General features: G+C 64.1%; 16 protein-coding genes and 1 tRNA gene. 11 read left to right on the top strand and 6 right to left on the bottom strand.

Annotated elements, in window-relative coordinates; translation table 11 throughout:
- Positions 1-523: 523 nt before the first annotated feature.
- Positions 524-1,873: a hypothetical protein gene (locus ACWJIO_RS10560; RefSeq protein ID WP_480313304.1), complete on the top strand. Its 1,350-nt coding sequence runs from the start codon at positions 524-526 to the stop codon at positions 1,871-1,873.
- Positions 1,874-1,896: 23 nt separating this feature from the next.
- A complete protein-coding gene (gene cobJ, locus ACWJIO_RS10555; RefSeq protein WP_480313388.1) occupies positions 1,897-3,717 on the top strand; it encodes a precorrin-3B C(17)-methyltransferase in 1,821 nt (606 codons plus the stop codon).
- A gap of 7 nt (positions 3,718-3,724) precedes the next feature.
- Here the strand turns inward: cobJ and ACWJIO_RS10550 are convergent.
- Positions 3,725-3,798 (bottom strand) — tRNA-Pro (locus ACWJIO_RS10550).
- A gap of 124 nt (positions 3,799-3,922) precedes the next feature.
- Here ACWJIO_RS10550 and lipA point away from each other — a divergent pair.
- The 3 genes from lipA to ACWJIO_RS10535 all read left to right on the top strand — a co-directional run bounded on the left by lipA (position 3,923) and on the right by ACWJIO_RS10535 (position 10,378).
- On the top strand, positions 3,923-4,822 hold the full coding sequence (lipA, locus tag ACWJIO_RS10545; protein ID WP_480313387.1) for a lipoyl synthase: 900 nt from the start codon (positions 3,923-3,925) through the stop codon (positions 4,820-4,822).
- A gap of 1,147 nt (positions 4,823-5,969) precedes the next feature.
- Positions 5,970-9,569, top strand: coding sequence for a glycosyltransferase (locus ACWJIO_RS10540; protein WP_480313303.1), 3,600 nt, complete (start codon positions 5,970-5,972; stop codon positions 9,567-9,569).
- Positions 9,570-9,583: 14 nt separating this feature from the next.
- On the top strand, positions 9,584-10,378 hold the full coding sequence (locus ACWJIO_RS10535) for a sulfotransferase (protein WP_480313302.1): 795 nt from the start codon (positions 9,584-9,586) through the stop codon (positions 10,376-10,378).
- Between the two features lie 49 nt (positions 10,379-10,427).
- On the opposite strand, the gene ACWJIO_RS10530 is transcribed toward ACWJIO_RS10535, so the two are convergent.
- The 3 genes from ACWJIO_RS10530 to ACWJIO_RS10520 all read right to left on the bottom strand — a co-directional run bounded on the left by ACWJIO_RS10530 (position 10,428) and on the right by ACWJIO_RS10520 (position 12,885).
- Positions 10,428-11,081, bottom strand: a complete 654-nt coding sequence (locus ACWJIO_RS10530; RefSeq protein ID WP_480313386.1) for an ATP-binding protein — start codon at positions 11,079-11,081, stop codon at positions 10,428-10,430.
- On the bottom strand, positions 10,996-12,603 hold the full coding sequence (gene istA, locus ACWJIO_RS10525) for an IS21 family transposase (protein WP_480313301.1): 1,608 nt from the start codon (positions 12,601-12,603) through the stop codon (positions 10,996-10,998). The genes ACWJIO_RS10530 and istA overlap by 86 nt, the downstream gene beginning before the upstream one ends.
- 75 nt (positions 12,604-12,678) lie before the next feature.
- On the bottom strand, positions 12,679-12,885 hold the full coding sequence (locus tag ACWJIO_RS10520; RefSeq protein WP_480313385.1) for a transposase: 207 nt from the start codon (positions 12,883-12,885) through the stop codon (positions 12,679-12,681).
- A 302-nt stretch (positions 12,886-13,187) separates the two neighbouring features.
- Between ACWJIO_RS10520 and ACWJIO_RS10515 the strand changes: the two genes are divergently transcribed.
- Positions 13,188-14,999, top strand: coding sequence for a glycosyltransferase family 2 protein (locus tag ACWJIO_RS10515; RefSeq protein ID WP_480313300.1), 1,812 nt, complete (start codon positions 13,188-13,190; stop codon positions 14,997-14,999).
- Positions 15,000-15,122: 123 nt separating this feature from the next.
- On the opposite strand, the gene ACWJIO_RS10510 is transcribed toward ACWJIO_RS10515, so the two are convergent.
- Together ACWJIO_RS10510 and gltB are read right to left on the bottom strand one after the other, a co-directional pair.
- Positions 15,123-16,064 (bottom strand): glycosyltransferase family 2 protein, encoded by a 942-nt coding sequence (locus ACWJIO_RS10510; RefSeq protein WP_480313299.1) that lies wholly within the window; start codon positions 16,062-16,064, stop codon positions 15,123-15,125.
- A gap of 687 nt (positions 16,065-16,751) precedes the next feature.
- Positions 16,752-21,362: a glutamate synthase large subunit gene (gene gltB, locus ACWJIO_RS10505; protein WP_480313298.1), complete on the bottom strand. Its 4,611-nt coding sequence runs from the start codon at positions 21,360-21,362 to the stop codon at positions 16,752-16,754.
- A gap of 311 nt (positions 21,363-21,673) precedes the next feature.
- On the opposite strand from gltB, the gene ACWJIO_RS10500 reads away from it, so the two are divergent.
- From ACWJIO_RS10500 to fusA, 5 genes are all read left to right on the top strand, one after another.
- On the top strand, positions 21,674-23,374 hold the full coding sequence (locus ACWJIO_RS10500) for a phosphodiester glycosidase family protein (protein ID WP_480313297.1): 1,701 nt from the start codon (positions 21,674-21,676) through the stop codon (positions 23,372-23,374).
- A 49-nt stretch (positions 23,375-23,423) separates the two neighbouring features.
- Complete coding sequence (locus tag ACWJIO_RS10495) at positions 23,424-23,765, top strand: AIR synthase (RefSeq protein WP_480313296.1); 342 nt, start codon at positions 23,424-23,426, stop codon at positions 23,763-23,765.
- Between the two features lie 69 nt (positions 23,766-23,834).
- Entirely contained in the window at positions 23,835-24,209 is a 375-nt protein-coding gene (gene rpsL / locus ACWJIO_RS10490) for a 30S ribosomal protein S12 (protein ID WP_186697323.1), read from the top strand.
- An 85-nt stretch (positions 24,210-24,294) separates the two neighbouring features.
- Positions 24,295-24,765 carry a 30S ribosomal protein S7 gene (rpsG, locus tag ACWJIO_RS10485; RefSeq protein WP_186697324.1) on the top strand — a complete coding sequence of 157 codons (471 nt, stop codon included), beginning with the start codon at positions 24,295-24,297 and terminating at the stop codon, positions 24,763-24,765.
- Between the two features lie 85 nt (positions 24,766-24,850).
- Positions 24,851-26,926 carry an elongation factor G gene (fusA, locus tag ACWJIO_RS10480; protein WP_480313295.1) on the top strand — a complete coding sequence of 692 codons (2,076 nt, stop codon included), beginning with the start codon at positions 24,851-24,853 and terminating at the stop codon, positions 26,924-26,926.
- The last annotated feature ends 32 nt before the right edge of the window (positions 26,927-26,958 follow it).

Genomic DNA, 26,958 nt, shown 5'->3' with positions numbered 1-26,958 from the left:
GAGACGTTCCTCGAGGGACGGGGTCGAGGTGGTGATCCACCCCTGGAAGCCATCGCATCCGCACGGGGCGGAGATCGATGACGGATGGGCCCCATGACTGGACCTGCCGGAGCCGGACCGGTCATGGGCTCCAGCCGGCAGCAGGCTCGCGAAGCCGCGAGATCCGTTGCCATGGCTGGGGCTTTGGGCCCCAGGTAGGGGACCGCTGGCGGCACTATAAGGGCCAAATCCATGCCCCTTGGGCACCCAGTTACAAAGGTTCAATGCGGCGCTTTCCCAGGCCAGCACTGGGGTCTGCAAGGCAGTTAGAGATACCCCATCTGAGCACTTTCCAGGCCCTTTGTTACAACGTCGCCCTGAAAAGAAGTCTGTCGATGACACAGGCGGATCTGCATCGCCCCCTGCCAGCAGAATGCGGGCAAGCTTCCGGGGGCCAGAGAGGGTGAGGGCGCAGCTGAGCGCAGAGGCGCGGCTCAGACCAGCCGCAAGGGGTCTGGCCAGGATCAGGCAGCGGTTGGGCCCGTTGGCAGTTGCTCTGCTGCTGGTTTCCCTGCTGGCCACAGCCTGTGGCAGCCGTGCCCTGCGAGCCAGTCCGGACCAGCCGGCTCCTGGGCCGATCAGCCCGCTGGCACCCTCGGGACGACTGCAGGAAGTGCCGCCTCCGGGTGCCGTGGCCCAGTTGCAGACGGCCCTGGCGAGTCACCACCCCGGGGTGCGGATTCAGGCCCCTGCCGACAACAGCCTGCTGAAGGCCGGGCCCTGGACCCTTGAGCTGGCCGTTCGCGACTGGCCGCTGGCCGATGCGGGCGAGCTGGGGCTGGGCGCCCATGTGGTGGTGCAGATCGACGACCGGGACCCGATCCGCCTCAGCCAGGCTCCAGCCCCAGGCACCGCCAGCCTGCAGGTGGAGCTGCCGGAACTGGGCGCCGGCAGCCACCGGATCAGTGCCTATGCCGCCAGGCCATGGGGCGAGGCCGTCAAGGATCCCGGCGCCTTCGACCAGATCCGGCTGGCCCGCGTCAACACCAACCCCCTGAGCCAGCCGGCCCCAGGCAGCCCCCAGCTGATCCCCACGGCCGCCCTGGCGAGCGCCCGGCACCAACCAGTGCTTGTGGACTGGCTGCTGCGGGATGCCCCGCTGCAGGGGCTGCGGCCAGGGGATGGGAGCTGGCGGCTGCGCATCACGGTGAACGGCGACAGCTTTCTGGTGGACGACAGCACGCCGCTCTGGCTCAAGGGTTGGCAACCAGGCTCCAACGCCGTGTTGCTGGAGCTGGTGGATGGCCAGGGGGCGGCCCTGAACCCACCTTTCAACAGCCTGGTGCGCGAGGTGTGGATCGATCCGCTGGCTCCAGCCGCCGCCTGGGAAGCCCCATCCCTGAGCACCCAGCAACTGGCCCAGCTCCTGGGAGAGCAGCCCGTCGAGCCAGCCTCCAGCAACGCTGAGGCCACAGCCAGCCAAGCAACCCAACCAGTTGAACAGCAAAGCAGTGTCAGCCTCCCCGGCGCAGGCCAGGAGAGAGGCGACCAGGACAGGGGCGACCGGGGCAGCGCCGAAGCGGAAGGCGCAGGCGCGGGCCTGACCGCGGTTCCTGCAGCTGAGCCAACGTCTGCTCAGCAGAGCACCGCCAAGGCGGCCCTCCCGGATGACGCTGAGACCGCTGGGGAGCCTGAGCAGCCCAAACCCGATGACCAGCCACTGGCCCAGAAAGAACCGCAGCCGGCAGCACCGGAATCGCAGCCGGCCAGCGCGCAGCAGGGCCGCAGCCCGACCGCTGCGTCCGAGCGCGAGTCGAGCCAGGCCGACGGCAACCTGGCCGCAGCTGAGCGCCAGGCCCCCTGGACCCGGCTGCGCCAGCGGTGGGCCCCGTGAGCGAAGCGACCAGGGACGCGATCATCGCGGCGCCGGACGTCGCCGCAGCTGCTGAAGGATTCTGGGGGCTGAGCTTCAGTCCGGGCGGAGATCAGCTGCTGGGGCCGTTGCTGAAGGCGGGCCTGATCGCCCACCGCGTGGGCAGCGACAACGCCCCGAGCGCCAGGGAAGCCCTGCTGCAGCAGTGGTCGCAGGCCCGCGGCTTTGTGGTGGTGGGAGCCTGTGGCCTGGTGCTGCGGCTGGTGGCGCCCCTGCTGGTGGACAAGCACCACGATCCCGCCGTGGTCGTGCTCGATCCCCAGGGCCAGTTCGCCATTCCCCTGCTGGGAGCCCACGCAGCCGGAGCCGAAGCCCTGGCCGAGCGGGTCGCCGCCCTGCTCGGGGGTCAGGTGGTGCGCACGGGCAGCAGCAGCGGCACGGGAACCCTGGCCCTGGATCAGTTCGGGAGGCGATGGGGCTGGCGGCGCGGCCCCGGGGGCGATTGGAGCGCCCTGATGCAGCGAGCGGCCCGGGATCCAGGCCAGCTGGTGCTGCAGCAGAACCAGGGCAGTCGCCGCTGGCTGGAGCTCGAGGCCAGTCGCAGGCTGCCGCCCGTTCAAGCCTGGGCCCCCAGCGACGGCGATCCGGCGCACCAGCTGCTGATCACCGTGCAGCGGGGACCCGGCTGCCGTTGGCACCCACCGGGGCTGTGGCTCGGGATCGGCTGCGAACGCCATACCAGCCTGGCCCTGCTGGAGCGGCTGGTGAACCAGCAGCTGCAGGGCCTCAACCTGGCGGAGGAGGCCATCGCCGGGCTGGCCAGCATCGACCGCAAGGCCGATGAACCGGCCCTTCTGGAGCTGGCCCGCCAACGCCACTGGCCGCTGCGCTGGCTGCCTGCCGCGGCCCTGAGCGCCGTAGCGGTGCCCACGCCATCGGCGCTGGTGGCCGCTGAGATGGGCACCGCCAGCGTGGCCGAAGCCGCTGCCCTGCTGGCGGCGGGTCCCGGCGCCCAGCTGCTGCAGGCCAAAGTGATCGAACGGGCCAACCCAGGCGAACGGGGTGCCGCCACCCTGGCCATTGCCCTGGCCAAGGAGCAGTGGGCTCCCCAACGGGGCCACCTGCACCTGGTGGGCAGCGGTCCGGGGCGGCTGGATCTGCTCACCCCGGATGGGCGCCTTGCCCTGGCCGAGGCCAGTGTGTGGGTGGGCTACGGGCTCTACCTCGACCTGCTCGAGCCCCTGCGTCGGCCAGATCAGCTGCGCCTCGACGGCCGCCTCACGGAGGAGCGCCAGCGCTGCCGCCTGGCCCTGGACCTGGCCAACCAGGGGTTGAGCGTGGCCCTGGTGTCCTCGGGCGAAAGCGGCATCTATGCCATGGCCGGCCTGGCCCTGGAGCTGTGGCTGGAGCAAGCGGGCGATGCCCGCCCCTCCTTCACGGTGCACCCGGGGATCTCGGCACTCCAGCTGGCGGCGGCCCGGGCGGGGGCCCCCCTGATGCACGATTTCTGCACCGTGAGCCTCAGCGACCGGCTCACCCCATGGCCGGTGATTGAGCAGCGCCTGCGCAGCGCGGCCGCCGGGGATTTCGTGGTGGCGCTCTACAACCCCCGCTCCCGCGACCGCGACTGGCAGCTGGGGCAGGCCAGGGCGATCCTGCTGGCCGCCAGGCCCGCCACAACCCCGGTGGTGATCGCCCGGCAGCTGGGGCGTGCGGATGAGCAGGTGAGCCTGCACAGCCTGGGGGAGCTGCCGATCGAGACTGTGGACATGCTGACCCTGGTGCTGGTGGGGAACAGCACCAGCTACTGCCGTGATGGCCGCATGGTGACCCCCAGGGGCTACCCGGGAGCCGAGCTGAGCTGAGCCAAAGTCGGGATGACAGGATTCGAACCTGCGGCCCCTTCGTCCCGAACGAAGTGCGCTACCAAGCTGCGCTACATCCCGATGGGCTGGACTTTAGAGGACCGCCGATGGAGGAGCGCCGCCGGCGCAGCAGTTGGCGGCGGGGTGCCGAGAGCAGCAGCCAGACCTGCGGGGCAACCAGCTTTCTAGAGTGAGTGGGCCTCAGCTGCGGTCTGCTCCGGGCCGGTCTGCCCCCTTGCTGAAACCCGAGTGGCTGCGCGTGAAGGCCCCCCAGCGGGAGCGCATCGGCGAGGTGGCGGAACTGCTGCTGGATCTGAAGCTCAACACGGTCTGCCAGGAGGCCAGCTGCCCGAACATCGGCGAATGCTTCGCCGGGGGAACCGCCACCTTCTTGATCATGGGCCCGGGCTGCACCAGGGCCTGCCCCTACTGCGACATCGACTTCGACAAGAGCGTGCGGGCCCTCGACCCCAGCGAGCCGGAGCGGCTGGGGGAGGCGGTGGCCCGGCTGGGCCTCAGCCACGTGGTGATCACCTCGGTGAATCGGGACGACCTGGCTGACGGCGGGGCCAGCCAGTTTGTGGCCTGCATGGCCGAAGTGCGCAAGCGCTCCCCCCGCACCACGATCGAACTGCTGATCCCGGATTTCTGCGGCAACTGGCAGGCCCTGGCGGCGGTGATGGCCGCGGCACCCGATGTGCTCAACCACAACATCGAAACGGTGCCTCGCCTTTACAAGAGTGTGCGGCCACAAGGGCTATACGGCAGATCCCTGGAGCTGCTGCAGCGGGTGAGACAGGGTTGGCCTCGCACCTACACAAAATCAGGGCTGATGGTGGGGCTGGGCGAGAGCGATGCCGAAGTGCTGGAGGTGCTGGGTGATCTGCGCGCCAACGCTGTCGACATCGTGACCATTGGCCAGTACCTCTCCCCAGGGCCGAAGCACCTACGGGTGGATCGCTTCGTGACCCCTGAGCAATTCAAGGCGTACCAGCACCACGGCGAGGGGTCCCTGGGCTTCCTCCAGGTGGTGAGCACGCCTCTGACGCGGAGCAGCTACCACGCGGGAGAGGTTCAGCGCCTGATGGCGCAGTATCCTCGATAACCGAAAACCAACCATTCGCAGCTTCGCTTGGCACCGAGCATAACCCCCTGCTGCATTAGGGTTGTCATCTAACTAAAGCCTGCAGCGCTGAAAGACCAAGCCTTCAGGTATCAGACCAGCCAACATGCCTGCAAGCCGGGGTGAGCTTGGCTCAGTCACAACAGGAAGCCGCCGAGCAGGGGCCTACTTACTCCCAACCCCGAGAATGAGCACTAGATTTCAGCACTTCCTCAAGGTCAGCAGGGCGAGATACCACGGCCAGTCCTTAACAAGATTAACGGGAACGGGATCGCCTAGCGCTTCAACAGACAATTCACAACAGAGTGATTTAGCAAGTATTGCGCTCGAAATCATCGAGAGATATCGGTTAAATCATATTCAGCCGACAAGACTGCTGCACGAGCTTGGCAAACTCAGCGCTTCGGGATGGCTTAGCGTCGTCAAGCCCACAGTCAATCAGCACAAGTGGCGCAAAAAATGGCCCTTAAATGCCATTTTGAAAGCATTTATACGGCCCGAAAGCCATGCCGAGGTGGCTTGCGTCTTGCTGACGGGAATGCCCGCATTCGGCAAACCCTCTAGAGCTACAGTCCCAAGACTGCTTAACCATCTGAATCTCAGCGCTAGGGGCCAAGAACCTCAAGGCCTTCTGTTCATTCCAGAGCACATTCTGGCACAACTAAGTTATTGGCGCATTTCACTCGATACAAATCAGTCGACACTAACTCAATTCGCAGCTCTTCGGCCACCCTTCCAGCATCTTATCAGCCCACACCCACTGTTCGACTGTCAACACTATCTTCGCGAACGAAGGAAGGCACTCAGCGCAGGACTCCCAGCCAGCGAGCATCCTCTTCTGGATTACATTAGGACAGCAGAAGCTTTTCCTCGCCTCTCTCTGATCGCAACCGCAAGGGATTTTAATCCCACTCTTTGGGAGAGCCAAGAAATGAATCTACATGTCCAATTCGACCGACGATCAACGCCTCCCCTGGTTCGCTTTTTAAAAGCCATGGACACCACGACTACATTCTGCCCGATTAACCCAACCAGGGTCGGCGGAGTCGTAGAGGAGCTCAACGACCAGGGGGTTTTGATCGGTTGGTGCCACCAACTGATCCCAGGAGTCTCTCCTGAACTCAAGGTAATGATCGCAGGAGTCGTGGTCGGGCGCGGCAAGGCCGATCTCCCCCGTAGCGACGTAGCCCGTCGGGGTATCGAACGCATCCATTGCGGCTTCGCCATCGAGCTGGATCTTTCAACTCTGCCAATCCAGACCCTGGAGGCTCTCGATCATCTCCAGATCAAGGTCGTGACCAGTGATCATCTGGCCACCTTGGGCCGTGGTGACTGGTCATTAAAGCCAGGGGGCAAGGCCTTCCTTCTTGAGTATCTGGTGAAGCGGGCCTTGCGCGAACCTGAGACCGAGCAACTCAGCCTTTTGTTTTCCCAGGAACTGTCGGCCGCACACCTCTCACGATGTCGCCATCTGCTGGTGGAGTGGTGCGCGCTCTCCGCCCTAGCCGGCGTCTGGCACACCTCACCCATCGCCCTCGCCCAGTGCGCCGCCGCCGACAACCCAGCTCTCCTTCTGGGGGTTGAAGCCGAAAGCTGCGGCCGTGCCGAGCTCATCTTTCTCGCCCTTGCCTATCTCTGCCAGAGCTGGGATAACCGAAAACTGCATCAGTTCAGCTCTCCCTCCACTCCCTTCCCTAACGCCTCTGATCTCACCCAACACCTGACAGCCCAGCTCTCCGAGAGGTGTCATTTCGCCCCCACCGCCGGCGAACAGCGTTGCTGGGCCGATCAGCTCAGACCACTCTTCAACGTGGTTGTCGCCACCCTGCTGAACCAGCACGAACCGCCCCAACCTTCAGACCTGGCTCCGCTCATTCGCAGCCTCGCCCGTCTTGTCGACCAGGTGTTCGGGGATCTCCAGCTCGCCGACACCCTCCTCAACCTGCTCGAGCCCAACGGCAGCAATGACTCCCCCGACCGCCTGCGCCTCCAGCTCCGCCGTGGCGAGGCCCTGAACGTCGCCATCGCGCTCCACCACCAGCGCATCGCCCAGGGCGACCCCGCTCTCGGGGCCTTCGATCAGGCCCTTGCCCTACTGGAACTCAGCAAGGACTCGCTTGTCACCACGCAGGCCGCCCTCCAGCGACTCCTGCCCCTGGTCTCCACCTGGCAGCAAAGCAACCCACGCTTCTCCTTCACCCGCCGCCTGCTCGATCAGCTCGGCGGGCACATCAACACCCAGGCCTTCGCTGTGGTCGATCAGTTGATCGCCCTCGATCAGCCCGCCAGCCTCGGCCTTGCTGTGCGTGAACAGGCCATCGCCATGCTCAGCCAGATCGCCCAGGCCCTCTGGAGCGATCCCGGCTCCGGCTGCAAGCCCCTTCCCCCATCCCCTCAGCCGCCCCGGCGCTGGCTCCTGATCGGCGAGCAGGCCCTCTCCCAGTGCTGGCTCTACCGCGTTGAACAGAAACGCCTTCAGCTCGAGCGCCTCGGCGCCGAGGTGCGCTGCATCGACCGCGGCCAGCTCGACGACTGGAGCTGCACCGAGCTGATCGCCTGGGCCGATGCCGTCATCTTCTGCCGCACCCCGGCCACCTACAGCCTCATCCGAGCCCTCACCTTCGCCCGCCATGCCGGCAAGCGCGTGCTCGCCGAGGTCGACGACCTCGTCTTCACCGCAGACTTCCCGGCCCCCTATCCCAGCTACGGCGGCTCCATCACCCCTGATCACCATCTCCGGCTGCGCCTCGACCATCCCCTCCAGCGCTGGCCCCTCACCCAGGCCGACGCCGTCATCACCTCCACACCGGCCCTGGCCGAAACCCTCCGCGACGCCGGTTACGAGCCCCTGATCCTTCCCAACCTGCCCCTGCCTCAGCTCCAGGGCCTCGCCAGGCGCCTGGCCGACTCCCCCCAGGCCAAAGCTCCCCACCTCGTCGTCAGCTCCGGCACCCTCGCCCACAAGCAGATCTGGGCCGAGCAGCTCGCTCCCGCCGTCGCCCTCCTGCTCAAGCGCCACCCCGCTCTGCGGCTCACCCTGCTAGGCCACCTCAACCTGCCCAGCTGCCTCGAGCCCCACACCACCCGCATCCGCCATCTCCCCTACGGCGACTACGCCCAGTACCTCCAGCACCTCGCCGACGGCACCATCTGCCTGGTGCCGCTCGAACCCCACCCCACCACCGACGGCAAGAGCGCCATCAAGTGGATGGAGGCCAGCCTGCTCGGTCTCGCCTGCATCACCTCCCCCGTGCGCGCCTACACCGACGTGGGCCAGGACGGGCAGCACCTGCTCACCGCCACCGACCAGGACCAGTGGGTCAGCCAGGTGGAGCGCCTCCTCGACGATCCCGCCCTGGCCGAGCAGCTCGTCGTCCAAGCCCAGCAGCAGATCCATAGCCTCTTCAACGACGGAGTCGCCGAGCACTTCTGGCAGCAGCAGCTCCGCACGCCGTACCAGCTGAACGGCACCGCAAGCCTCGCCACCAGCCAGCGCCGCAAACTCCTCGTCATCAACGTCTTCTTTGCCCCCCAGAGCTTCGGCGGCGCCACACGCGTCGCCCAGGACCAGGTGCTCGACATCCTCCAGAACCACGGCGACGACTACGACGTCACCGTGCTCTGCATCGACCACGACACCTGGCAGGACACCAACTCCGACGCCCTCCCCCTCGATGTCTGGAACTGGCACGGCGCTCGGGTCGTGCGGCTCGCCGTGCCGCCCAGGTCCTGGGCCGACATCCACGATCCCCGCGTCGAGGCCTTCTGCAGGCGCTGGTTCCAGCAGGAGCAGTTCGACCTGATCCACTGTCACTGCTGCCAGGTGCTGACCGCCTCTCCCCTGGCCGTTGCCCAGGAGCTCGGCGTTCCTTACATCGTCAGCCTCCACGACGGCTGGTGGCTCAGCCCAGAGCTCTTCCTCGTCACACCCGGCGGCCGTGTGGTCGATCCCGCCAAGCCCTTCGATCACATCGACGGCAGCCCCACACCCCAACAGAAAGGCAACGCTCTTGAACGCCGCGCCAGCCTCGCCGCCATTCTCCAGGGCGCCCGCACACGCCTGGCCGTCTCAGACACTTTCCGCGATGTCTACGAACATACCGGTATCGAGAACGTGCAGGTGCTCGAAAATAGCTGGACGCCCATGGCACCGGCCCAGCCACGCACACCCCGGGACCCCGATCAGCCCCTGCGCCTCTGCCACATCGGCGGCATGGCCATGCACAAGGGCTACCCCATCCTTCGCCAGGCCGTTCACCAGCTGCCGACTGGGCTGAACCTTGCCTTCACGATCATCGATCACCGCCTCCAGGAAGAGGAGCAGCCCTACACCTCACTCTGGAATGGCTACCCCGTGCGCTTCATTCCACCCGTCGCTATGGCCCACATGGCCGACTTCTATGCCAGCCAGGACGTTCTCATCGCTCCCTCCATCTGGCCCGAAAGCTTTGGCCTCGTCACACGGGAAGCCATCAGCGCCGGACTCTTCGTCATCGCCTCCGATGTCGGCGCTCTCGCTGATCCCCTCCGACAGCAACCTGACGCCGGACAGATCGTTAAACCCAATGAATCAGTTGCACTCGCTCGGGCGATACAAGACCTCACAGGGCATGATCATGAGCACTGGAATCAGCAGCAGATCAAGGATGTATCTAACGCCGAGCAAAGGCTCTCGGCGAGTGATGGCGCCAAGGACTGGTTGCATGAGGTTGTGTATGCTGCCCTGTGAGCGAGACAGCGAGTATGACAGAAGCGCAACATAGAGATGGAATTGATTTCATCATCTGCGGCCTCGAGCACAGTGGCACGACGCTGGCATCAGACCTATTCCGGCAGGTGCCTGGCTGTGACTCGGGATTCGAGTGTGGCGTGCTGCTCTGCATCACACCACGCGACTTCCCCAAGAGACAACCTTTCTACCAGCACATGTTGGCCGGCTGGAAGATTTCCGAGAGGGACCTAGCCAGCAGCTGCGACACCGACAGCTTCGAGGAGTTTTACGGCGAGCTTTATCAACATTCTGGCTTATTTCAGGACAAGCAGCCGAAGATACGATTTGACAAAACACCGCGATACATTATTAATCTACCCGTTGTTGCCGAGATCACGAAGACGCCGATCATCGCAATGATCAAGGATCCGAGAGCGATAGCATGGTCTGACTTCCGCCGATCCAAGCGGGTAGCTGAAGACATCGAAGCCTGGTATAAGGAGTGGATGCCAGCGAAGCGCGGATACATGGAGCAGGCCTATGAAGGTTATCTCTATGCATGGGAGTCCGAACAATGTCTAGTAGCCCCCCTAGAGGATTTGTGTCTGAATACAAGGCAGACGCTGGACAGGATGTTTACCCACGTGGGATTGAAGCCATCGCTGCGATACCTGAACATCATCGACAGCCGATATCCAAATACTCGAGGTAAAAGCATCAACATCTCAACGGCTGTCGAGCACCTCACGAGACTTCCAGAGGCAATCCAGCAGCGGGTACTAGACGATTTCGGCCACATGAAGAAGTGGTTTTACAAATTCGATTAAAATCAGGAAGGTATCCCATGGCCGCACATCACAACCCTGAGGCAGCTGACTACTCGATAGCCAGGAGGCTCCATTCAGAGTCGTCCCACTCGCGGAAGGGCTGGTTGCTGGTCACCAGCAGGGATTTGCGCTCGTAGCGGTGGCAGATCAGCTCAAACAGCACCGAGGTCTCCAGCTCGCTGCGGCGCACGTAGGAGATGTCGTCGATCACCAGCAGGGCGTAGCGATCGAGCTTCTGCAGCATCGCCGGCAGGTCGTAGGCCGCCTTGGCCTTCTGCAGCAACTGCACCAGCGTGGTGGCGGGGAAGAAGCGACAGACCTGGTCCTGCGCCACCATCGCCGTCGTGATGGCAATGGCCAGGTGGGTCTTGCCCACGCCGCTGGGGCCAAACAGCAGCAGGTTCTCCGCCTGCAGCAGCCAGGTGGTCTGCCGCGCCAGGCCCTGGAGCTCCTGCCACTGGCGGGGATCGAGGTGCTGGTGGTCAAAACCGTCGAGGCCTTTCTGCCAGGGGAGATGGGCACCGCGCAGCAGCCGCTGCTGGCGGGCGGTCTGCCGCTGTTCCAGCTCCTGCTCGCAGAGGGCGTAGAGGAACTGGCCCGGGCTCCAGCCCTGGGCCTCAGCCTGCTCGGCCAGCGGTTGCCAGTGGCTGCGAAACCGCGCCAGCTTGAGTTGTTTGAGCAGCAGCGGCAGGGCCGCTTCCACCGCCTGGGAGCGCGGCAGCGGGGAGGAGGTGGTCATAGGAGGCCAGCAGGTGTTGGGGAATGACGGGATCGGGGAGGCTCGGGCAGCGGGGCGGCACGCGAAAGCGCTGCTGCAGAGCTGAGAGGGACAGGGACTGGCGGCGCTGGGCCTGCTCCAGGAAGGCGAGCACCAACTCAAACGAGGCCACCCGCACCGCCACATACAGGGCCTCCGCCATGAGCCGGGCCGCACCGTCACGGTCACCGCCGGCCAGCAACTGCTGCCAGAACTCCCACCAGCGCTGATCCGGGAAGAGGTGGCGCTGGTAGCGGCAATGGAGCAGGGCCCGGGGCTTGGCCCGCAGGCCATCGATCAGGTGCTCCAGATCAATGCACCAGGCCCGCTTCTCGCCTGCGGCGCCATAGGCGCGGGGGAGCTGGCAGACCCAGTCGCTGCCCAGGAACACCACCAGCCGGTCGTGGTGCAGCCGCACCGTGACCTGGCGCCCGATCAGGGTGGGTGGCACGGAGTAAACGACCTGCCGCACCTCGATCGTGCTGGTGCTGCGCACCCGCACCGTGAGCCGCTCGTAGTCGGCAAAGCGGAACGCCGGCAAAGGGGCCAGATGGTCCAGCTCCTGCTCATAGCGCCGCTGCCGGGGGGCGTTAAGGGCGCTGAACACCTCAGCGAGAAGCTCGCCGTATTCGGCCGGCTCCTCGAAATCGCAGCTGCCGCGCCGGATCAGCTTCTGCTCCAGCCGCCGTTTCACATGGCCGTTGGGACCCTCGACGATGCCGTTCTCGTGGGCCACACCCCGGTTGTTGCGGCTGGGGCTGAGGCCGTAGTGGGCGCACAGGGCCTGGTAGCGGGGGGTGATGTCGAGGGCATAGCTGCCGTCCCGGTTGCGGCTGGCGGCCGAGAGCCGATCGGTGCGCAGCTCTTTGGGCACCCCGCCGCAGGCAGCCAGGCCGTTCTGCAGGCCTTCTGAGAGGGCGACAAAGCTCTCACCGCCGTGGACGATCTGCCCGTAGGCCCAGCCGCTCCAGGCCAGGCGGTAATGGAACAGCAGGTGGGGGAACGGTTCACCACGGAGGGTGATCGGCACCCGTTTGACCTTGGTGAAATCACAGAAGCCGATCTCGCCGGGCTGGTAAGCCAGCGGGAACATCACCTCCGGCGCCGGCCCGTGGAGGGCCTTCCACTGCTGCACCCGCCGCTGCAGGGTGCGTTTCAGCGAACTCCAGTCCTGATCAGGCTTTTGCTCCTGCAGGTGCTCCAGCAGGTGCTCCAGCAGCGTGGTGGGCGTGAGCGCTGGATGGCGCTCCAGCAGCGGCTGCAACAGCGGCTCCCACACCTCGGCCAAAGGATCGGGTCGGCGCCTGGTGCGGGGAGTGGCGGCTTTGGGTTGGAGGCGGCCGGCATCAATGCGGTGGGCACTGCTCACCGAGATGCCGGCCGCTGCGGCAGCCACCTCCTGGCGGCTGCCGGCTCGTCGTTTCGACATGTACAGCGCAATCTGCTGGGCGGTGAGGGGAGCAGGCATCTACGGGTGCCCTGCGCATGGCACCCGGATTCAGCTCAGCCCCTCAGGAGCGGTCAACCAGATCGGCGCGACCCCTCAACCAGATTGTCGCCGGACAGAGGTCGCCCACCTGGGTGGTGAGCAGCCCCGCTGGCGGTAGCCGTTGCGGTGGGTCGTGCGCTCATCAGGGCAGCGCTCATGGCGCGTGGCTCCAATGGCAGCGGAGACCTCGACCTCCAGGAGATCCTGGAAGCCCCGGCGCACGATCTCTGGAATCAGCGCGCCAGAGGTGGTGCCCTCCATGAGCTGGCTCAGCTCGGAGGCGCCACTATGGGTGAGGGTCATGGTCTGTGTTCGGTTTGGTGGTAGTGCTCCGAACAGGGTCACAGACCGGCCCACCCTGGGGTCCCCACCCATTGCCACAGCTGAGATCTGAGGGAGGTGAGCCGTCAGCCCCGGCTACGCCGGGGCTGATCCTCCCGAGTTACACCACTCAATGGGACGCTGCTACGCCTAGAGACTGTCCTGTCCTGCATGCCTATTAACTGCACCGCACCAAGGCACGACGGATCATCGGACTGATCAACATTCAACCACACACAAGAATGGACTTTATTCTGGCCACTACCACAAGAAACGAAGGCCTATACCTGCCAGAATGGATTTTACACCATAGGCAACTTGGATTCAACAGGGTCGTCGTCTTTTCGAATGACAATGACGATGGATCAGACGACATGTTGCGCGAACTCCAGAAAGAGGAACTCATTGAATGGAGACCACGAGAAGGCTGCATCGACCGAAACCCGCAATTACTGGCATTTAAAGAGCTTTCCAAGGAGCTGCTTGGCCTGAGCCGCAAGCCATACCCATATTTAGCCTGGCTCGACTGTGACGAGTTCCTGGTTCTCAAAAAGCACGATACAGTCGATCAGTGGCTTGCAGACTTAGGATACCCAGATGGGGTGATGATTAATTGGAAACACTTTGGATCATCTGGGATTTACCACTATGATTCAAGGCCTACAGTCGAACGATTTGTCTTATCAGATCAGGATACACCTCTGAATCGACTCTACAAATGCATCGCTAGATGCGATCCAGCTCTCTACACTCAGATCAACAACCATCGGCCTGTCAGACAAAAGGGATGCAAGCCAAAAGTTGTCTATTCATGCCTTCCAGTCAAAAGCGTCCCCGAAGCCTACATCAATGGCAAGAGTCCCATTAGAGATGATGATGCGCCAATTTATCACTGCCTATCTCAGCTCAACCATTACGCCCTGCGCTCTGAAGAAGAGTACCTTTGGAAGAGTCTGCGTGGGAATGGAAGAGTTGCTTCCGAAAAGGCCTTGCTAACTGGGGAGTCAAACTACTTTAACAAGCACAACTGCAACCGGGACATCGATACCTTTGCCGCTGACAAGTATCTCAGCAGGCTCAAGGAGGAGTTGGAGAGACTACCATTCACCATCCATCAACTTCAAAACCAAATCACCTTAACGAAGAGGCATGGCACCAAGCGAGTGTTTCGACAGAGTTACAGCCCCAACCTACCGATGCATAACATCTTATCACGAATTAATGGCTCGCACTTCAACAGTCAGCTCTTAAACTCTGGGGATGCAGAAGCCATAAAACAAGTGAGTATGGCGCTGCGACATACAGAGCCCGAGCTATCGCTACAGCTCATGTTAGTTGCGAAAAAGATGATGCCATTTGACAGGCATATAGGCGCTGGGATTGAGGATCTTGAGGTGGAGCTCGGCAAACGGAGCTGGTCTGATATAAGCCCCAATGCGCCGGTATCTGACTTGAATCACATCTATTTCATCCATATTCCCAAGACTGGAGGAACTGAAGTGTGCGCCTCTAATCTCTTTCAGCACAGGGCTGCAGGCCATACGAGCTATAGAAAGATGAAACGGATTCTTGGCAAAGCCATTGAATACTACCGCGGGTTCACTCTCTCTCGTAATCCGTGGGATCGACTCTTCAGTGCGTTTCAATACTTGTCAGCAGGGGGCACAGGCAATCGCCTTGACAAGTCAATTCAAAAAGAGTTTCTTGATCGCTATCAAGGAGACTTTCGCGGCTTCCTTGTAGACTTTGTAGATCGCCCAGGAGACTTTATTAATATTCTGCACTTTCGCCCAATGGCCACCTTCGTGTCTCCTTCGAAGATAGAGAGTCCTTTCATGTATCACCATCTTGAAGATATAGGCAATCGGAGTGGGCTTGAGGAGTTTTTAGGTCTTAGACTATCCATTTCTCATCCAGAGAAAACAATCGAAAGAGAGAAGGGAGCCAAGTACTTTACCGATAGCCAGATTATGGCAGTTGCGCAAATCTATTCAGATGACATTGAAGAGTTTGGGTATGGTGATTACGACTATAGAAGTCTTGCCGATGAATAGTTTATTATCTACTGTCTTTTGGTCTGATTGGGGCCAAGGAAGTCCTGAGTCTCTCGGGCTTCAAAGGTCGACTGTAATGGATTTAGCCTCCTCACACGCTCTGCCTGTGTTTGAAGAGACTTTTCACAAACCAAAGTAAGAGGATGGAAGTAGGTCTTGAAGCCCAGAGTTAATGTAGAGGTGATGCATCATCTTTCGTGTCTCCGTGGCCAGCAGTGGTGTCATTGGCATGTGAACATCGTTTTGGTCCATCCTTTGAAAATAGACACTATTATGGCGTGGCTGTTGCCTTGACTGCTTCAGTGACTGCGCTCCTCTTCCACGATTTCCGCGCCAAAGAAACTCTTCAAAGCTTTTAACAGCATAGTGATTGACTTGTGCACGCTCAAGCGCTATCCGTGCATATTTTGTATAGGGTTTCTCGCCAAGAAAACGAATATTGACTGGTAACTTGTCAGCCATTACATAGCTTCTGCTTTGCGGATCTTTATATCGAGGAAAATGGGGCCCGAATCCGCGCAACTTTTCATCGACCATAAACAGGGCCTTGAAGTTGATATTGTGATTAAAGTTCACCATAGAACAATAAGAAAAAGATTCGATTACAAGTGAATCCTGACGGCTCTGCCGCCCAGAAGATCCATAGATTCTCCAGTTAATTAAAACAACATCTGCTGGAGAGTAAGCAGCAAAGAACTCCTTGACTCCTTGACCAGAATTAATGACAAGAAACTCATCAGCATCAAATACTCCTACAAGGCCGATGTATCTGCGCTCATCCATCCATTGCTTGGCCAGTGAGTAGGCTTGGACCTGGGGAGCAATATCTTCGCTTGAGACTGAATGTTCAATGAAATGAATCCAATCAAAGGTGCTGACGAGTTTGGTCAGCACCTCCACAGATTGATCCGTATTATCATTAGTAACGATGAGGAGTTGATCGAATCCCAAGACTTTGTAGTAGGCAATCCATTCTAAGATATAGCGACATTCATTCTTTGCCGCGCAGATGGCCAAGGATTCGGGAATATCTCTAGACATCTGTAATTCTTTTGGTGAAATCAAGAGCCAGTGCTGTTGTCTTGGTCAGGCCAAGCTTATTCGAGATCGATCGCTTCAAAGGACCAAACCAGACATCCGCTAAGCAGTGGCTTGGCATGAGCCTTGAGATGGGTCCAGCTAAGCAGCATCGGTGGTCCTTGTGGCCGTAGCAATGACTAGGAGTAGACTGGTTGGGGTGCAAGTTGATGTTAAATAGGCCATCAAACCAGATCGAATGGGTGTGACAACATCGAGGCCAGAGAAGGCTTCAGACATCCTGTAGACATTGACACGCTTTCCATCAGTGCGAATGGTTAGACTGCAGTCTTTTGCAGTTTAGCAGGGCTCAAGTCAGTAGTGACAAAAATCAATGTCTCAACGGACTGGAGGAGAGCCATCATCTCAGTCTTGCTTGTCCACTCATTGTGGCGCCACGCGTTGACGACAGGTTTAGGATCATTATTCGTGCGCAGCAAGTGAGGCTTGCCGAGAAGCCAAGGAGAGGTACATCAATGTACCTTTAGGAATGGCTGAGAAGCAGTGATGATTCATGTCTGCTACTTGTGCAGGCATGAATCATTCAGGACTAAATCGACGCGTGAGCGGCACGACTTGCCTTTAACTCTCTGCGCATACAAGGCCTTGATCCCAGTGAATCACAGTCTCAGGGGTCCCGTGGTCCAAAACAGACTCTCTGACAAGCCAGCAACCTCAGACTGCCACGGCCTGGCGATCGGCCAGGAGTCCCACCGTCTCCTTCTCGCTGGGCGGCACCAGCACCTTGAACCGGCTCTTCCAGCTGCTCCAGTCCGCCAGGATCCTGGCCGCCTGGCTGCTGCCGGTGGTCTCCAGGTGCGTCTCAAGCAGCGGACGAAGCAGCCCCTCCTGCTCAGGCGTGGTGAGGTCACACAGCACCACCGTCTCCGGATTGAGGCGATCGGCCAGGCCACCGGCCTCATCCAGCAGGAAGGCCACACCACCGGTCATGCCCGCCGCCACATTGCGGCCCGTGGGGCCGAGCACAACCACCACGCCACCGGTCATGTATTCGCAGCAGTGGTCGCCGGTGCCCTCCACCACGGCCTTGGCACCGCTGTTGCGCACGCCGAAGCGCTCGCCGGCGCGGCCCAGGGCAAACAGCTCGCCGCCGGTGGCGCCATAGAGGCAGGTGTTGCCGAGGATCACCTGGCTGCCGGGATCACTGCCGCCTGGGGGAGGCAGCACGGTGATGCGGCCCCCGTTGATGCCCTTGCCCACGTAGTCGTTGGCGTCGCCCACCAGGCGCAGGTTCATGCCCTGCAGCAGGAAGGCCCCGAAGCTCTGGCCGGCGGCTCCGGTGAAGCTGAGGTTGAGCTGGCCCAGGAAGCCGCGGTTGCCATGGCGGGCCGCGATTTCGCCGGCCAGGCGCGCGCCCACGCTGCGGTCGGTGTTGACGATCGCCAGGCTGCGGTTGATGGCACCGTGGCCTTCGATGGCAGCCATCAGCTCGGGATCCTGCAGCAAGGCGTCTTCCAGGATTGGGCCGTTGCCGTGGGCCTGGGGGTCATGGCGTAGCCAGGAGCGCTCCGCCCTCTCGACCAGCGGATCGATCAGGCAGGAGAGATCCAGGCAGCTCGTCTTGGTGAGGGGCACCTCGCGGGCCTGCAGCAGTTCCGTGCGGCCGATCAGGTCTTCGAGGCGGGCCACGCCGAGCACGCTCAGCAGCTGGCGCACCTCCTCGGCCACGAACAGGAAGAAGTTCACCACGTGCTCCGGCAGACCGGTGAAGCGCTGGCGCAGGGCTTCCTTCTGGGTGGCTACCCCCACCGGGCAGTTGTTGGTGTGGCAGACGCGGGCCATGATGCAGCCCTCGGCGATCATCGCCACCGAGCCGAAGCCATACTCCTCGGCCCCCAGCAGGGCCGCGATCAGCACGTCCCAGCCGGTCTTGAGGCCGCCATCGGCGCGCAGCAGCACGCGATCGCGCAGGCCGTTGCCCAGCAGGGAGCGATGCACCTCGCTCAGGCCCAGCTCCCAGGGGGTGCCGGCGTGTTTGATCGAGCTCAGCGGCGAGGCGCCGGTGCCGCCGTCGTGGCCGGAGATCTGGATCACATCGGCATTGGCCTTGGCCACCCCGGCGGCGATCGTGCCGATGCCGATCTCAGCCACCAGCTTCACGCTCACCTTCGCGGCGGGGTGAACCTGGTGCAGATCATGGATCAGCTGGGCCAGATCCTCGATCGAATAGATGTCGTGGTGCGGCGGCGGCGAGATCAGGGCCACCCCGGCCTTGCTGTTGCGCAGCCAGGCGATGTAGGGATCCACCTTGGGGCCGGGCAGCTGGCCGCCTTCACCGGGTTTGGCGCCCTGGGCCACCTTGATCTCGATCTGCTGGCCACTGCGCAGGTATTCCGGGGTCACCCCGAAGCGGCCTGAGGCGATCTGCTTGATGGCGGAGCAGGCGCTGTCGCCAGGGCGCAGCCCGCGGATTCCGGGCAGGGTGGCCGATCGCCCCTCGCCATCCACATCCGGGAGCGGGTGGTAGCGGGCCGGATCCTCGCCTCCCTCACCGCTGTTGCTCTTGCCGCCGATGCGGTTCATCGCCACCGCCAGCACCTCGTGGGCCTCGCGGGACAGGGCTCCGAGGCTCATGCCACCGGTGCAGAAGCGGCTGCAGATGCTCTCCACGCTCTCCACCTGATCCAGGGGCAGGGGGGCCGGGGCGGGCCTGAGCTCCAGCAGGTCGCGCAGGGCGGTGACCGGACGGTTCTCGAGCAGGGTCTTGTAGGTGGCGAAGTGGTCGTAGCCCGGCCCTTCGGCCACGGCGGCGTGCAGGGTCTTGGCCATCTCCGGGCTGTTGAGGTGGAACTCGCCACCGGTGCGGTACTGCACGAAGCCCATGAACTCGAGCTTGCTGCGGTTCAGCTCCGGGAAGGCCTTGGCGTGGAAACTGAGGGTCTCGCTGGCGAGATCCGCCAGGCTCAGGCCAGCCACCCGGCTGGTGGTGCCCGCGAAGGCCAGCTCGATCAGATCGGCGCCGATGCCGATCGCCTCAAAGATCTGGGCGCCGTGGTAGCTGGCCAGCAGCGAGATGCCGATTTTGGAGAGGATTTTGCGCAGGCCGTCTTCGAGGGCCTTGCGCACATTGGCCTGCACCTGGGAGGCCGTGAGGGCCGGCAGCTTGCCCCGCTCGATCAGCTTCTGGGTCTTGGGGTGGGCCAGCCAGTGGCGGGAGGTCTCCCAGGTGAGCCAGGGGCAGACCGCACTGGCGCCAAAGCCGATCAGGCAGGCCAGGTGGTGGGTGCTCCAGCACTGGGCTGTTTCCACCACCAGGGAGGTCTGCAGCCGCAGCCCTTGGCGCAGCAGGTGATGGTGCACCGCGCCCACCGCCAGCAGGGGGGGGATGTAGGTGGTGGTGGCAGTGGGGGCGCCAGGCCGTCCGTCCCGGTCGGTGCGATCCGAGAGCACCACGATCTGGCTGCCGGTGCGCACGGCCGCCTCCGCTTCGCGGCAGAGATGCTGGATGGCACTCTCGAAACCGGCCGGCCCGTCGTCGATCGCCAGCAAGGTGCTGAGGGTGCTTGTGGGCAGGCCCTGCTGGCCCAGGGCCTGGAGCTCGGCCTCGTTCAGCACCGGGCTGCCCAGATGCAGCACCGCCGCCGAGGCGGGATCGGGCCGCAGCGGTGAACCGCGCTTGCCCAGATGCATCTCCAGGCTCATCACCAGCTTCTCGCGCAGCGGGTCGATCGGCGGGTTGGTGACCTGGGCGAAGCGCTGCTTGAAGTAGTCGTAGAGCAGGTGGGGCTTGCTGGAGAGCACCGCCAGGGGGATGTCATCTCCCATGCAGTAGGTGGGCTCCTTGGCCGCACTGGCCATGTCCTCGATCACCAGATCGAAGTCTTCGGCGGTGAAGCCGAAGGCGGTCTGCTGCTGGAGCAGATCGAGGTCACTCAGCTGGCGCTGCTCCTGCCAGGGCTGGCCCAGCAGGCTGCGGCGATGCTCCGCCAGCCACACGGCGTAGGGATGGCGCTCGGCCACCTCCTGCTTCACATCCCAGTTGCGCAGCAGCCGCCCGTTCTCCAGATCCACGGCGAGCATCTGGCCGGGCCCGAGCCGGCCCTTCTCCACGATGCTGCTCTCCTGCACATCCACCACGCCGGTCTCGGAGCCCATCACCACAAAGCCGTCGCTGGTGATGCAGTAGCGGGCCGGGCGCAGGCCGTTGCGGTCGAGGGTGGCGCCCACGCTGCGGCCATCGGCGAACACCAGCAGGGCCGGGCCGTCCCAGGGCTCCTGGGTGCAGGCGGAATACTCATAAAACGCCTGGATGTCAGGCCGGTCGGCCAGCTCGGGCTGATCGCGGAAGGCCTCGGGCACCAGGGTGAGCAGGCTCTCGGTGATCGGCCTGCCGCTGCGCACCAGCAGCTCCAGGGTGGCGTCGAGATTGGCCGAGTCGCTGAAGGCGGGGTTCACCACCGGGCGCAGGTCGGCCGCGGCATGGCCCCACACCGCCTCGAGGTTCACCTCGGAGGCCTTGGCCCAGTTGATGTTGCCGAGCAGGGTGTTGATCTCGCCGTTGTGGCCCAGCAGGCGCATCGGCTGGGCCAGGGGCCAGCGGGGCAGGGTGTTGGTGCTGAAGCGGCGGTGATACACCGCAAAACTCACGGCAAAACGGGGATCGCGCAGGTCGGCGTAGAAGGCGGCCAGCACCTCCGAGCGCACCATGCCCTTGTACACAACCGTGCGGTTGCTGAGGGAGGCGAAGTAGAGGTCGTGCGGACCGGGGCCCCAGGCCTCGCGGGCCCGGTCGCCGCAGCGGCGACGCAGTCGGAACAGCAGGCCCTCCAGCCCGTCACCATCCACATCGGCGGCCAGCAGCCACTGCTCGATCAGCGGCGCCGTGGAGCGGGCCATCGGGCCCAGCACGGCGGGATCCACGGGCACGGCTCGCCAGCCAAGGGAGCGGAGTCCCAGGCTGGTCGCCTCCGCCTCACAGAAGGCGCGGGCCTGGTCGCGGCGCGCTGGGTCGGCGGGCAGGAACACCATGCCGAGTCCGCGGGGCTCGCCTGCCGCTGCCGCCGCCGCAGGCCAGACGGCCTCCAGATAGGTCCAGGGGATGCCGCAGAGCACGCCAGCGCCATCGCCCGAGTCACCGTCCCCACCGCAGCCGCCGCGGTGCTCCATGCAGCCCAGTCCCCGCAGGGCCTGCTGCAGCACCCAATGGGACGTCTGGCCGTTCAACGCGGCCAGGAAACCCACCCCGCAGGCGTCCTTCTCCCCCGCCACGGCAGCCGGCGCAGGGCTGTCGCAGTGGGGCCAAACAGGGCGGGTCAGTCGTGGCATAGCCCAGGGCTTCTGGAGTGGGGTGTCAGCCGGCCAACCGGTGGGCCAACCTCCCCGGGGGGACGTGCGGCAACCGAGCACTGACAGCAGAGCCTTTGATCTTAGGGATCCCTGTCTCCCAGAAAGGTTGGGACAGCACAGTTGGCGGGCAGGGCTAACTTCAGCTGGCACCCACGGCCTGGATGGATTCCGTCAGAGCGAGCAGGCCGCCACAGCCCAGCCCCCGGCGCCCCCGCGGGCCGTGGCGGCTCGGCAGTGCTATCGCCATGGGCGCCCTGCTGCTGCCAAGCCCTGCTGCTGAACCGGCAGCCGTGCAGGCCGCCCCGCGCCAGCCGCCGCCGCCCCTGCCCCAGGCTCCGGCTGCGCGCCCCTCGGCAGCCGCGGCCGCTGAGCGCCAGGGCACCAGCATCAGTATCAACGGCCAGCGCCAGCAGGCCCTCTGGCGTTGGCTCGGGGGCGAGGCCACCCCACCGCAGCAGCTCTGGATTCCTCTGGAGGTGCTGCAGAACCAGCTGGGGGTGAGCAGCCGAAGCCGCCCGGACGGCAGCCTCGATCTGGAGTGGTTCGGCCAGCCGCTGCTGGTGCCTCCGGCCCAGCAGCGCAGCCTCGAAGACGAGGTGGCCGTGGACGCCATGCCCCTGCTGCGGGCCGTGGGGGTCAGGGTGGCCCTGGAGCGGGGCCAGCTGTCGCTGACGCTGCCGGCAGCCCCGGTGCTGCGGGTGCGCGGCGGCAGCCAGCCCGGGGTGCAGCGCCTTGTGCTGGATCTGGCTGGGCCGGCGCTGGTGCGCAGCAGCGGTGCTGACCTGCTGCTGGATGTGGACCTGGGTCCCACCCAACTGAGCGAACTTCAGAACCTCGGCCTGGTGGTGCGACGCGCCGGGCGTGGCGTGGCGGTGCGGCCCCGCAGCGGTTCCGTGAGCCGCAGCTTCAGCCTCGGCGAACCGAGCCGCCTGGTGATCGACATTCCCGCCAGCGGCACGGCGGGCAGCGGCGCCGCGCCGCCCGCGCCAATCGACCCGCAGGTGCTGGCGATGGTGGGGCGCAGCCTGCGCTGGGATCGGCTGGTGCGGGATGGCGTGCGCATCAATGCGGTGCGGATCGACCCGCGCACGGCCCCCCTGCAGCTGCGGCCGCTGGTGCGCCCCGGCCCGATGGAGGGGCTGAGCTCCCTGACCCAGCTGGCCGGGCAGACCCAGGCGGTGGTGGCCATCAATGGGGGCTATTTCAACAGGGTGCGGCGCCTGCCCCTGGGGGCCCTCAAGCGCGATGGCCGCTGGCTCTCCGGGCCGATCCTCGGCCGCGGCGTCGCCGCCTGGAGCGGCCGGGAGCTGCCCAGCTTCGGCCGCTTGCGGCTGGAGGAGTGGGTGAGCGGCTCCGGCGGGCCGCGGCTGCCGATCGTGGTGGTGAACAGTGGCTTTGTGCAGCGCGGCGTCAGCCGCTACACGGCCGACTGGGGCCCGGTCTACCGGGCGTTGAGTGGCTCGGAGACAGCCCTGCTGCTCGGGGCCGACGACCAGGTGCTGCGGCGGCTGAGCAGCCCTGAACTGGCCCAGGGCGTGGCCATCCGGCCGGGCGAGACCCTGCTGGTGGGACGCGGTGGCGTGACCCTGCCCTGGGCCCCCGGCAGCCGCCTGCAGCTGAGCAGCCGCCCCAGCTCCGCCCTGGGGGCCAAGCCCCAGGTGGTGGGGGGGGGGCCGCTGCTGCTGCAGGGCGGGCGGGTGGTGCTGAACGGGGCCGCCGAAACCTTCAGTGCCAGCTTTATGCGCCAGGGGGCGCCTCGCACGGTGCTGGGCAGCGATGGCCGCGAGGTGTGGCTGATCACCCTGGAGGGGGTGAACGACAGCGGCCCCACGCTGACCAAGACCGCCCAGCTGCTGCTGGGCCTGGGCCTGCGCGATGCCCTCAACCTCGATGGCGGCAGCTCCACCGGCCTGGTGATGGGCGGCAGTCACCAGGTGAAGGGCCGCGGCGTGGCCGGTTCGGTGCACAACGGCGTGGGCCTGGTGCGCTGAATCCGGGATCCGCCCCTGTCACACTGGTCTGATCGCGCCGAATGCTCCGATGCCCAAGGGCCACAGCCTGCGCCTCTCGGCCAGGGCCGCCGCCGAGCTGGGACGCCAGGCGGCCGTGGCCGGCACCCCCGGTCTGATCCATCTGGATCTCATGGACGGGGGCTGTGCCCGCTGGACCATCAGGGTGCGCCCCGGCCATCTGGCGGGGGTGCCGATCGCCAGGGCCGACGGGGTGACCCTCTATGCCCCGGCAGAGCAGCAGGAGCTGCTCACCGGCCTCACCCTCGACTACCGCAGTGACCTGAGCGGCGGCGGCTTCCTGGTGCGCCCCGGCGACGGGGTGGCGAGCTGCGCCTGCGGCGCCGCCTTCAGCCGCTCGACGGAGCGGTGACGGGCGACCCAGTAAGGTGGCGGATTGTCGCAATCGGTCGGACGTCCGACCTGTCTTCTCCGGCCCTCGATGCCCACTATCCAGCAACTGATCCGCACTGAACGGCAGCGTCTGACACGCAAGACGAAGTCACCAGCCCTGCGCTCCTGCCCGGAACGCCGTGGCGTCTGCACCCGCGTGTACACGTCCACCCCCAAGAAGCCGAACTCGGCACTCCGCAAGGTGGCCCGCGTGCGGCTCACCTCCGGGTTTGAGGTGACGGCCTACATCCCAGGCATTGGCCACAACCTCCAGGAGCACTCGGTGGTGCTGATCCGCGGCGGCCGGGTGAAAGACCTGCCCGGTGTCCGCTATCACATCATCCGCGGCACGCTGGACACCGCCGGTGTCAAGGACCGCCGCCAGTCTCGCTCCAAGTACGGCGCCAAGACGCCGAAGTCGTGATCTGACTCCAGCAGGCAACAGGCACGGCCCAGGGCCGGCCCCTCCTGCAGGGTCCCCTTGATTCTCCCAGCACCTCGCAATCCCGATGTCCCGCCGCAACGCCGCTGAAAAGCGACCGATCCTGCCCGATCCCCAGTTCAACAGCCGACTGGCCTCGATGATCGTGGCCCGGCTGATGAAGCACGGCAAGAAGTCCACGGCACAGCGCATCCTCTCCGATGCGTTCTCGATGATCAACGAGCGCACCGGCTCCGATCCCCTCGAGCTGTTCGAAACCGCCGTTCGCAACGCCACCCCGCTGGTGGAGGTCCGGGCCCGCCGCGTGGGAGGTGCCACTTACCAGGTGCCGATGGAAGTGCGCCAGGAACGGGGCACCGCCATGGCCCTGCGCTGGCTGGTCAACTTCTCGCGGGCCCGCAACGGCCGCAGCATGGCCCAGAAGCTCGCCGGTGAGCTGATGGATGCCGCCAACGAGGCCGGCAGCGCCGTGCGCAAGCGCGAAGAGACCCACAAGATGGCCGAGGCCAACAAGGCCTTCGCCCACTACCGCTACTGATTGCGGCAGCGTGATCGGGCCTCGGCCTGCAGGCTGATCAGTAGAATACCCACCGTTTTTTGTAGACCCTTCGGAGACATTCCCCGTGGCTCGCGCCTTTCCACTGGAACGCGTCAGAAATATCGGCATTGCCGCCCATATCGACGCGGGCAAGACAACCACCACTGAGCGGATCCTGTTCTACTCCGGGGTGGTCCACAAGATCGGCGAGGTGCATGACGGCGCCGCCGTCACCGACTGGATGGCCCAGGAGCGCGAGCGGGGCATCACGATCACGGCGGCGGCCATTTCCACCAGCTGGAAAGATCACCGCATCAACATCATCGATACTCCCGGTCACGTCGACTTCACCATTGAGGTGGAGCGTTCGATGCGGGTGCTCGACGGCGTGATCGCCGTCTTCTGTGCCGTGGGCGGCGTGCAGCCCCAGTCGGAAACCGTGTGGCGCCAGGCGGATCGCTACAAAGTGCCCCGCATGGTGTTCGTCAACAAGATGGACCGCACCGGAGCCGACTTCCTCAAGGTCTACGAGCAGATCAAGGATCGCCTCAAGGCCAGCGCCGCCCCGATCCAACTGCCGATCGGCGCCGAGGGCGAACTGAGCGGCATCGTGGATCTGGTCAAGAACCGGGCCTTCATCTACAAAGATGAGCTCGGCAAGGACATCGAGGAGACCGACATCCCCGCCTCAATGGTCGAGGAAGCCGCCCACTGGCGCAACAAGCTGATGGAGTCGGTCGCCGAAACCGATGAAGACCTGGTGGAGGTGTTCCTCGAAACCGGCGAGCTCAGCGATGAGCAGCTGCGCAAGGGCATCCGCACCGGCGTGCTCAAGCACGGCCTGGTCCCCATGCTGTGCGGATCGGCCTTCAAGAACAAAGGCGTGCAGCTGTTGCTGGATGCGGTGGTCGACTATCTCCCCGCCCCGATCGACGTGCCTCCGATCCAGGGCCTTCTCCCTGATGGCAGCGAGGCCCTGCGTCCCGCTGAGGATGGCGCCCCCTTCAGCGCCTTGGCCTTCAAGGTGATGGCCGATCCCTTCGGCAAGCTCACTTTCGTGCGCATCTACTCAGGTGTGCTGCAGAAGGGCAGCTATGTGTTGAACTCCACGAAGGACAACAAGGAGCGCATCTCACGACTGATCATCCTCAAAGCCGATGATCGCGAAGAAGTGGATGAACTTCGTGCTGGCGATCTCGGCGCCGTGCTCGGCCTCAAGGACACCACCACTGGGGATACCCTCTGCGTGGAAAACGATCCGATTATTCTCGAGTCGCTGTACATCCCCGAGCCCGTGATTTCGGTGGCCGTGGAGCCCAAGACCAAGGGCGACATGGACAAACTGTCCAAGGCCCTGCAATCATTGTCGGAAGAGGATCCCACCTTCAGGGTGTCCACCGATCCGGAAACCAACCAGACCGTGATCGCCGGCATGGGGGAACTCCACCTCGAGATCCTGGTGGACCGGATGCTGCGGGAGTTCAAGGTGGAGGCCAACATTGGTGCTCCCCAGGTGTCCTACCGGGAAACGATCCGCGCCAGCGCCAAGGGCGAAGGCAAGTTCGCCCGTCAAACAGGCGGCAAGGGCCAGTACGGCCATGTCGTGATCGAGATGGAGCCTGGCGAACCGGGCACAGGGTTCGAGTTCGTCAACAAGATTGTTGGCGGCATCGTGCCCAAGGAGTACATCGGCCCGGCCGAAGCCGGGATGAAGGAAACCTGCGAATCCGGCGTGATCGCGGGCTACCCCATGATCGATGTGAGGGTCACCATGGTGGATGGCTCTTATCACGACGTCGACTCTTCTGAGATGGCGTTCAAGATTGCCGGCTCCATGGCCTTCAAAGACGGCGTCAAGAAGTGCAATCCTGTGCTGCTTGAACCGATGATGAAGGTCGAGGTCGAGATCCCCGAGGATTTCCTCGGATCCGTGATCGGCGATCTTTCCTCCCGCCGTGGTCAGGTCGAAGGGCAGTCCATCGATGATGGGCGGTCCAAAGTCCAGTCCAAGGTGCCGCTGGCCGAGATGTTCGGCTACGCCACCCAGCTCCGATCCATGACCCAGGGTCGGGGTATCTTCTCGATGGAGTTCAGCCATTACGAGGAAGTTCCTCGCAATGTGGCCGAGGCCATCATTTCCAAGAATCAGGGCAAGTCCTGATCTTCACCTTACCCAACAAACCCCCGATTCTT

Source organism: Paraciimarium castrense LEGE 11436, assembly GCF_056633055.1.
This window is presented reverse-complemented; position numbering and strand designations above follow the sequence as displayed.

Coding starts and splice junctions, on each gene's coding strand:
- ACWJIO_RS10535 (WP_480313302.1), top strand. CDS start 9,584: ATGACAGAAGCGCAACATAGAGATGGAATTGATTTCATCATCTGCGGC.
- gltB (WP_480313298.1), bottom strand. CDS start 21,362: ATGCCACGACTGACCCGCCCTGTTTGGCCCCACTGCGACAGCCCTGCG.
- ACWJIO_RS10520 (WP_480313385.1), bottom strand. CDS start 12,885: ATGGAGGGCACCACCTCTGGCGCGCTGATTCCAGAGATCGTGCGCCGG.
- rpsG (WP_186697324.1), top strand. CDS start 24,295: ATGTCCCGCCGCAACGCCGCTGAAAAGCGACCGATCCTGCCCGATCCC.
- ACWJIO_RS10495 (WP_480313296.1), top strand. CDS start 23,424: ATGCCCAAGGGCCACAGCCTGCGCCTCTCGGCCAGGGCCGCCGCCGAG.
- istA (WP_480313301.1), bottom strand. CDS start 12,603: ATGCCTGCTCCCCTCACCGCCCAGCAGATTGCGCTGTACATGTCGAAA.
- ACWJIO_RS10515 (WP_480313300.1), top strand. CDS start 13,188: ATGGACTTTATTCTGGCCACTACCACAAGAAACGAAGGCCTATACCTG.
- rpsL (WP_186697323.1), top strand. CDS start 23,835: ATGCCCACTATCCAGCAACTGATCCGCACTGAACGGCAGCGTCTGACA.
- ACWJIO_RS10540 (WP_480313303.1), top strand. CDS start 5,970: ATGATCGCAGGAGTCGTGGTCGGGCGCGGCAAGGCCGATCTCCCCCGT.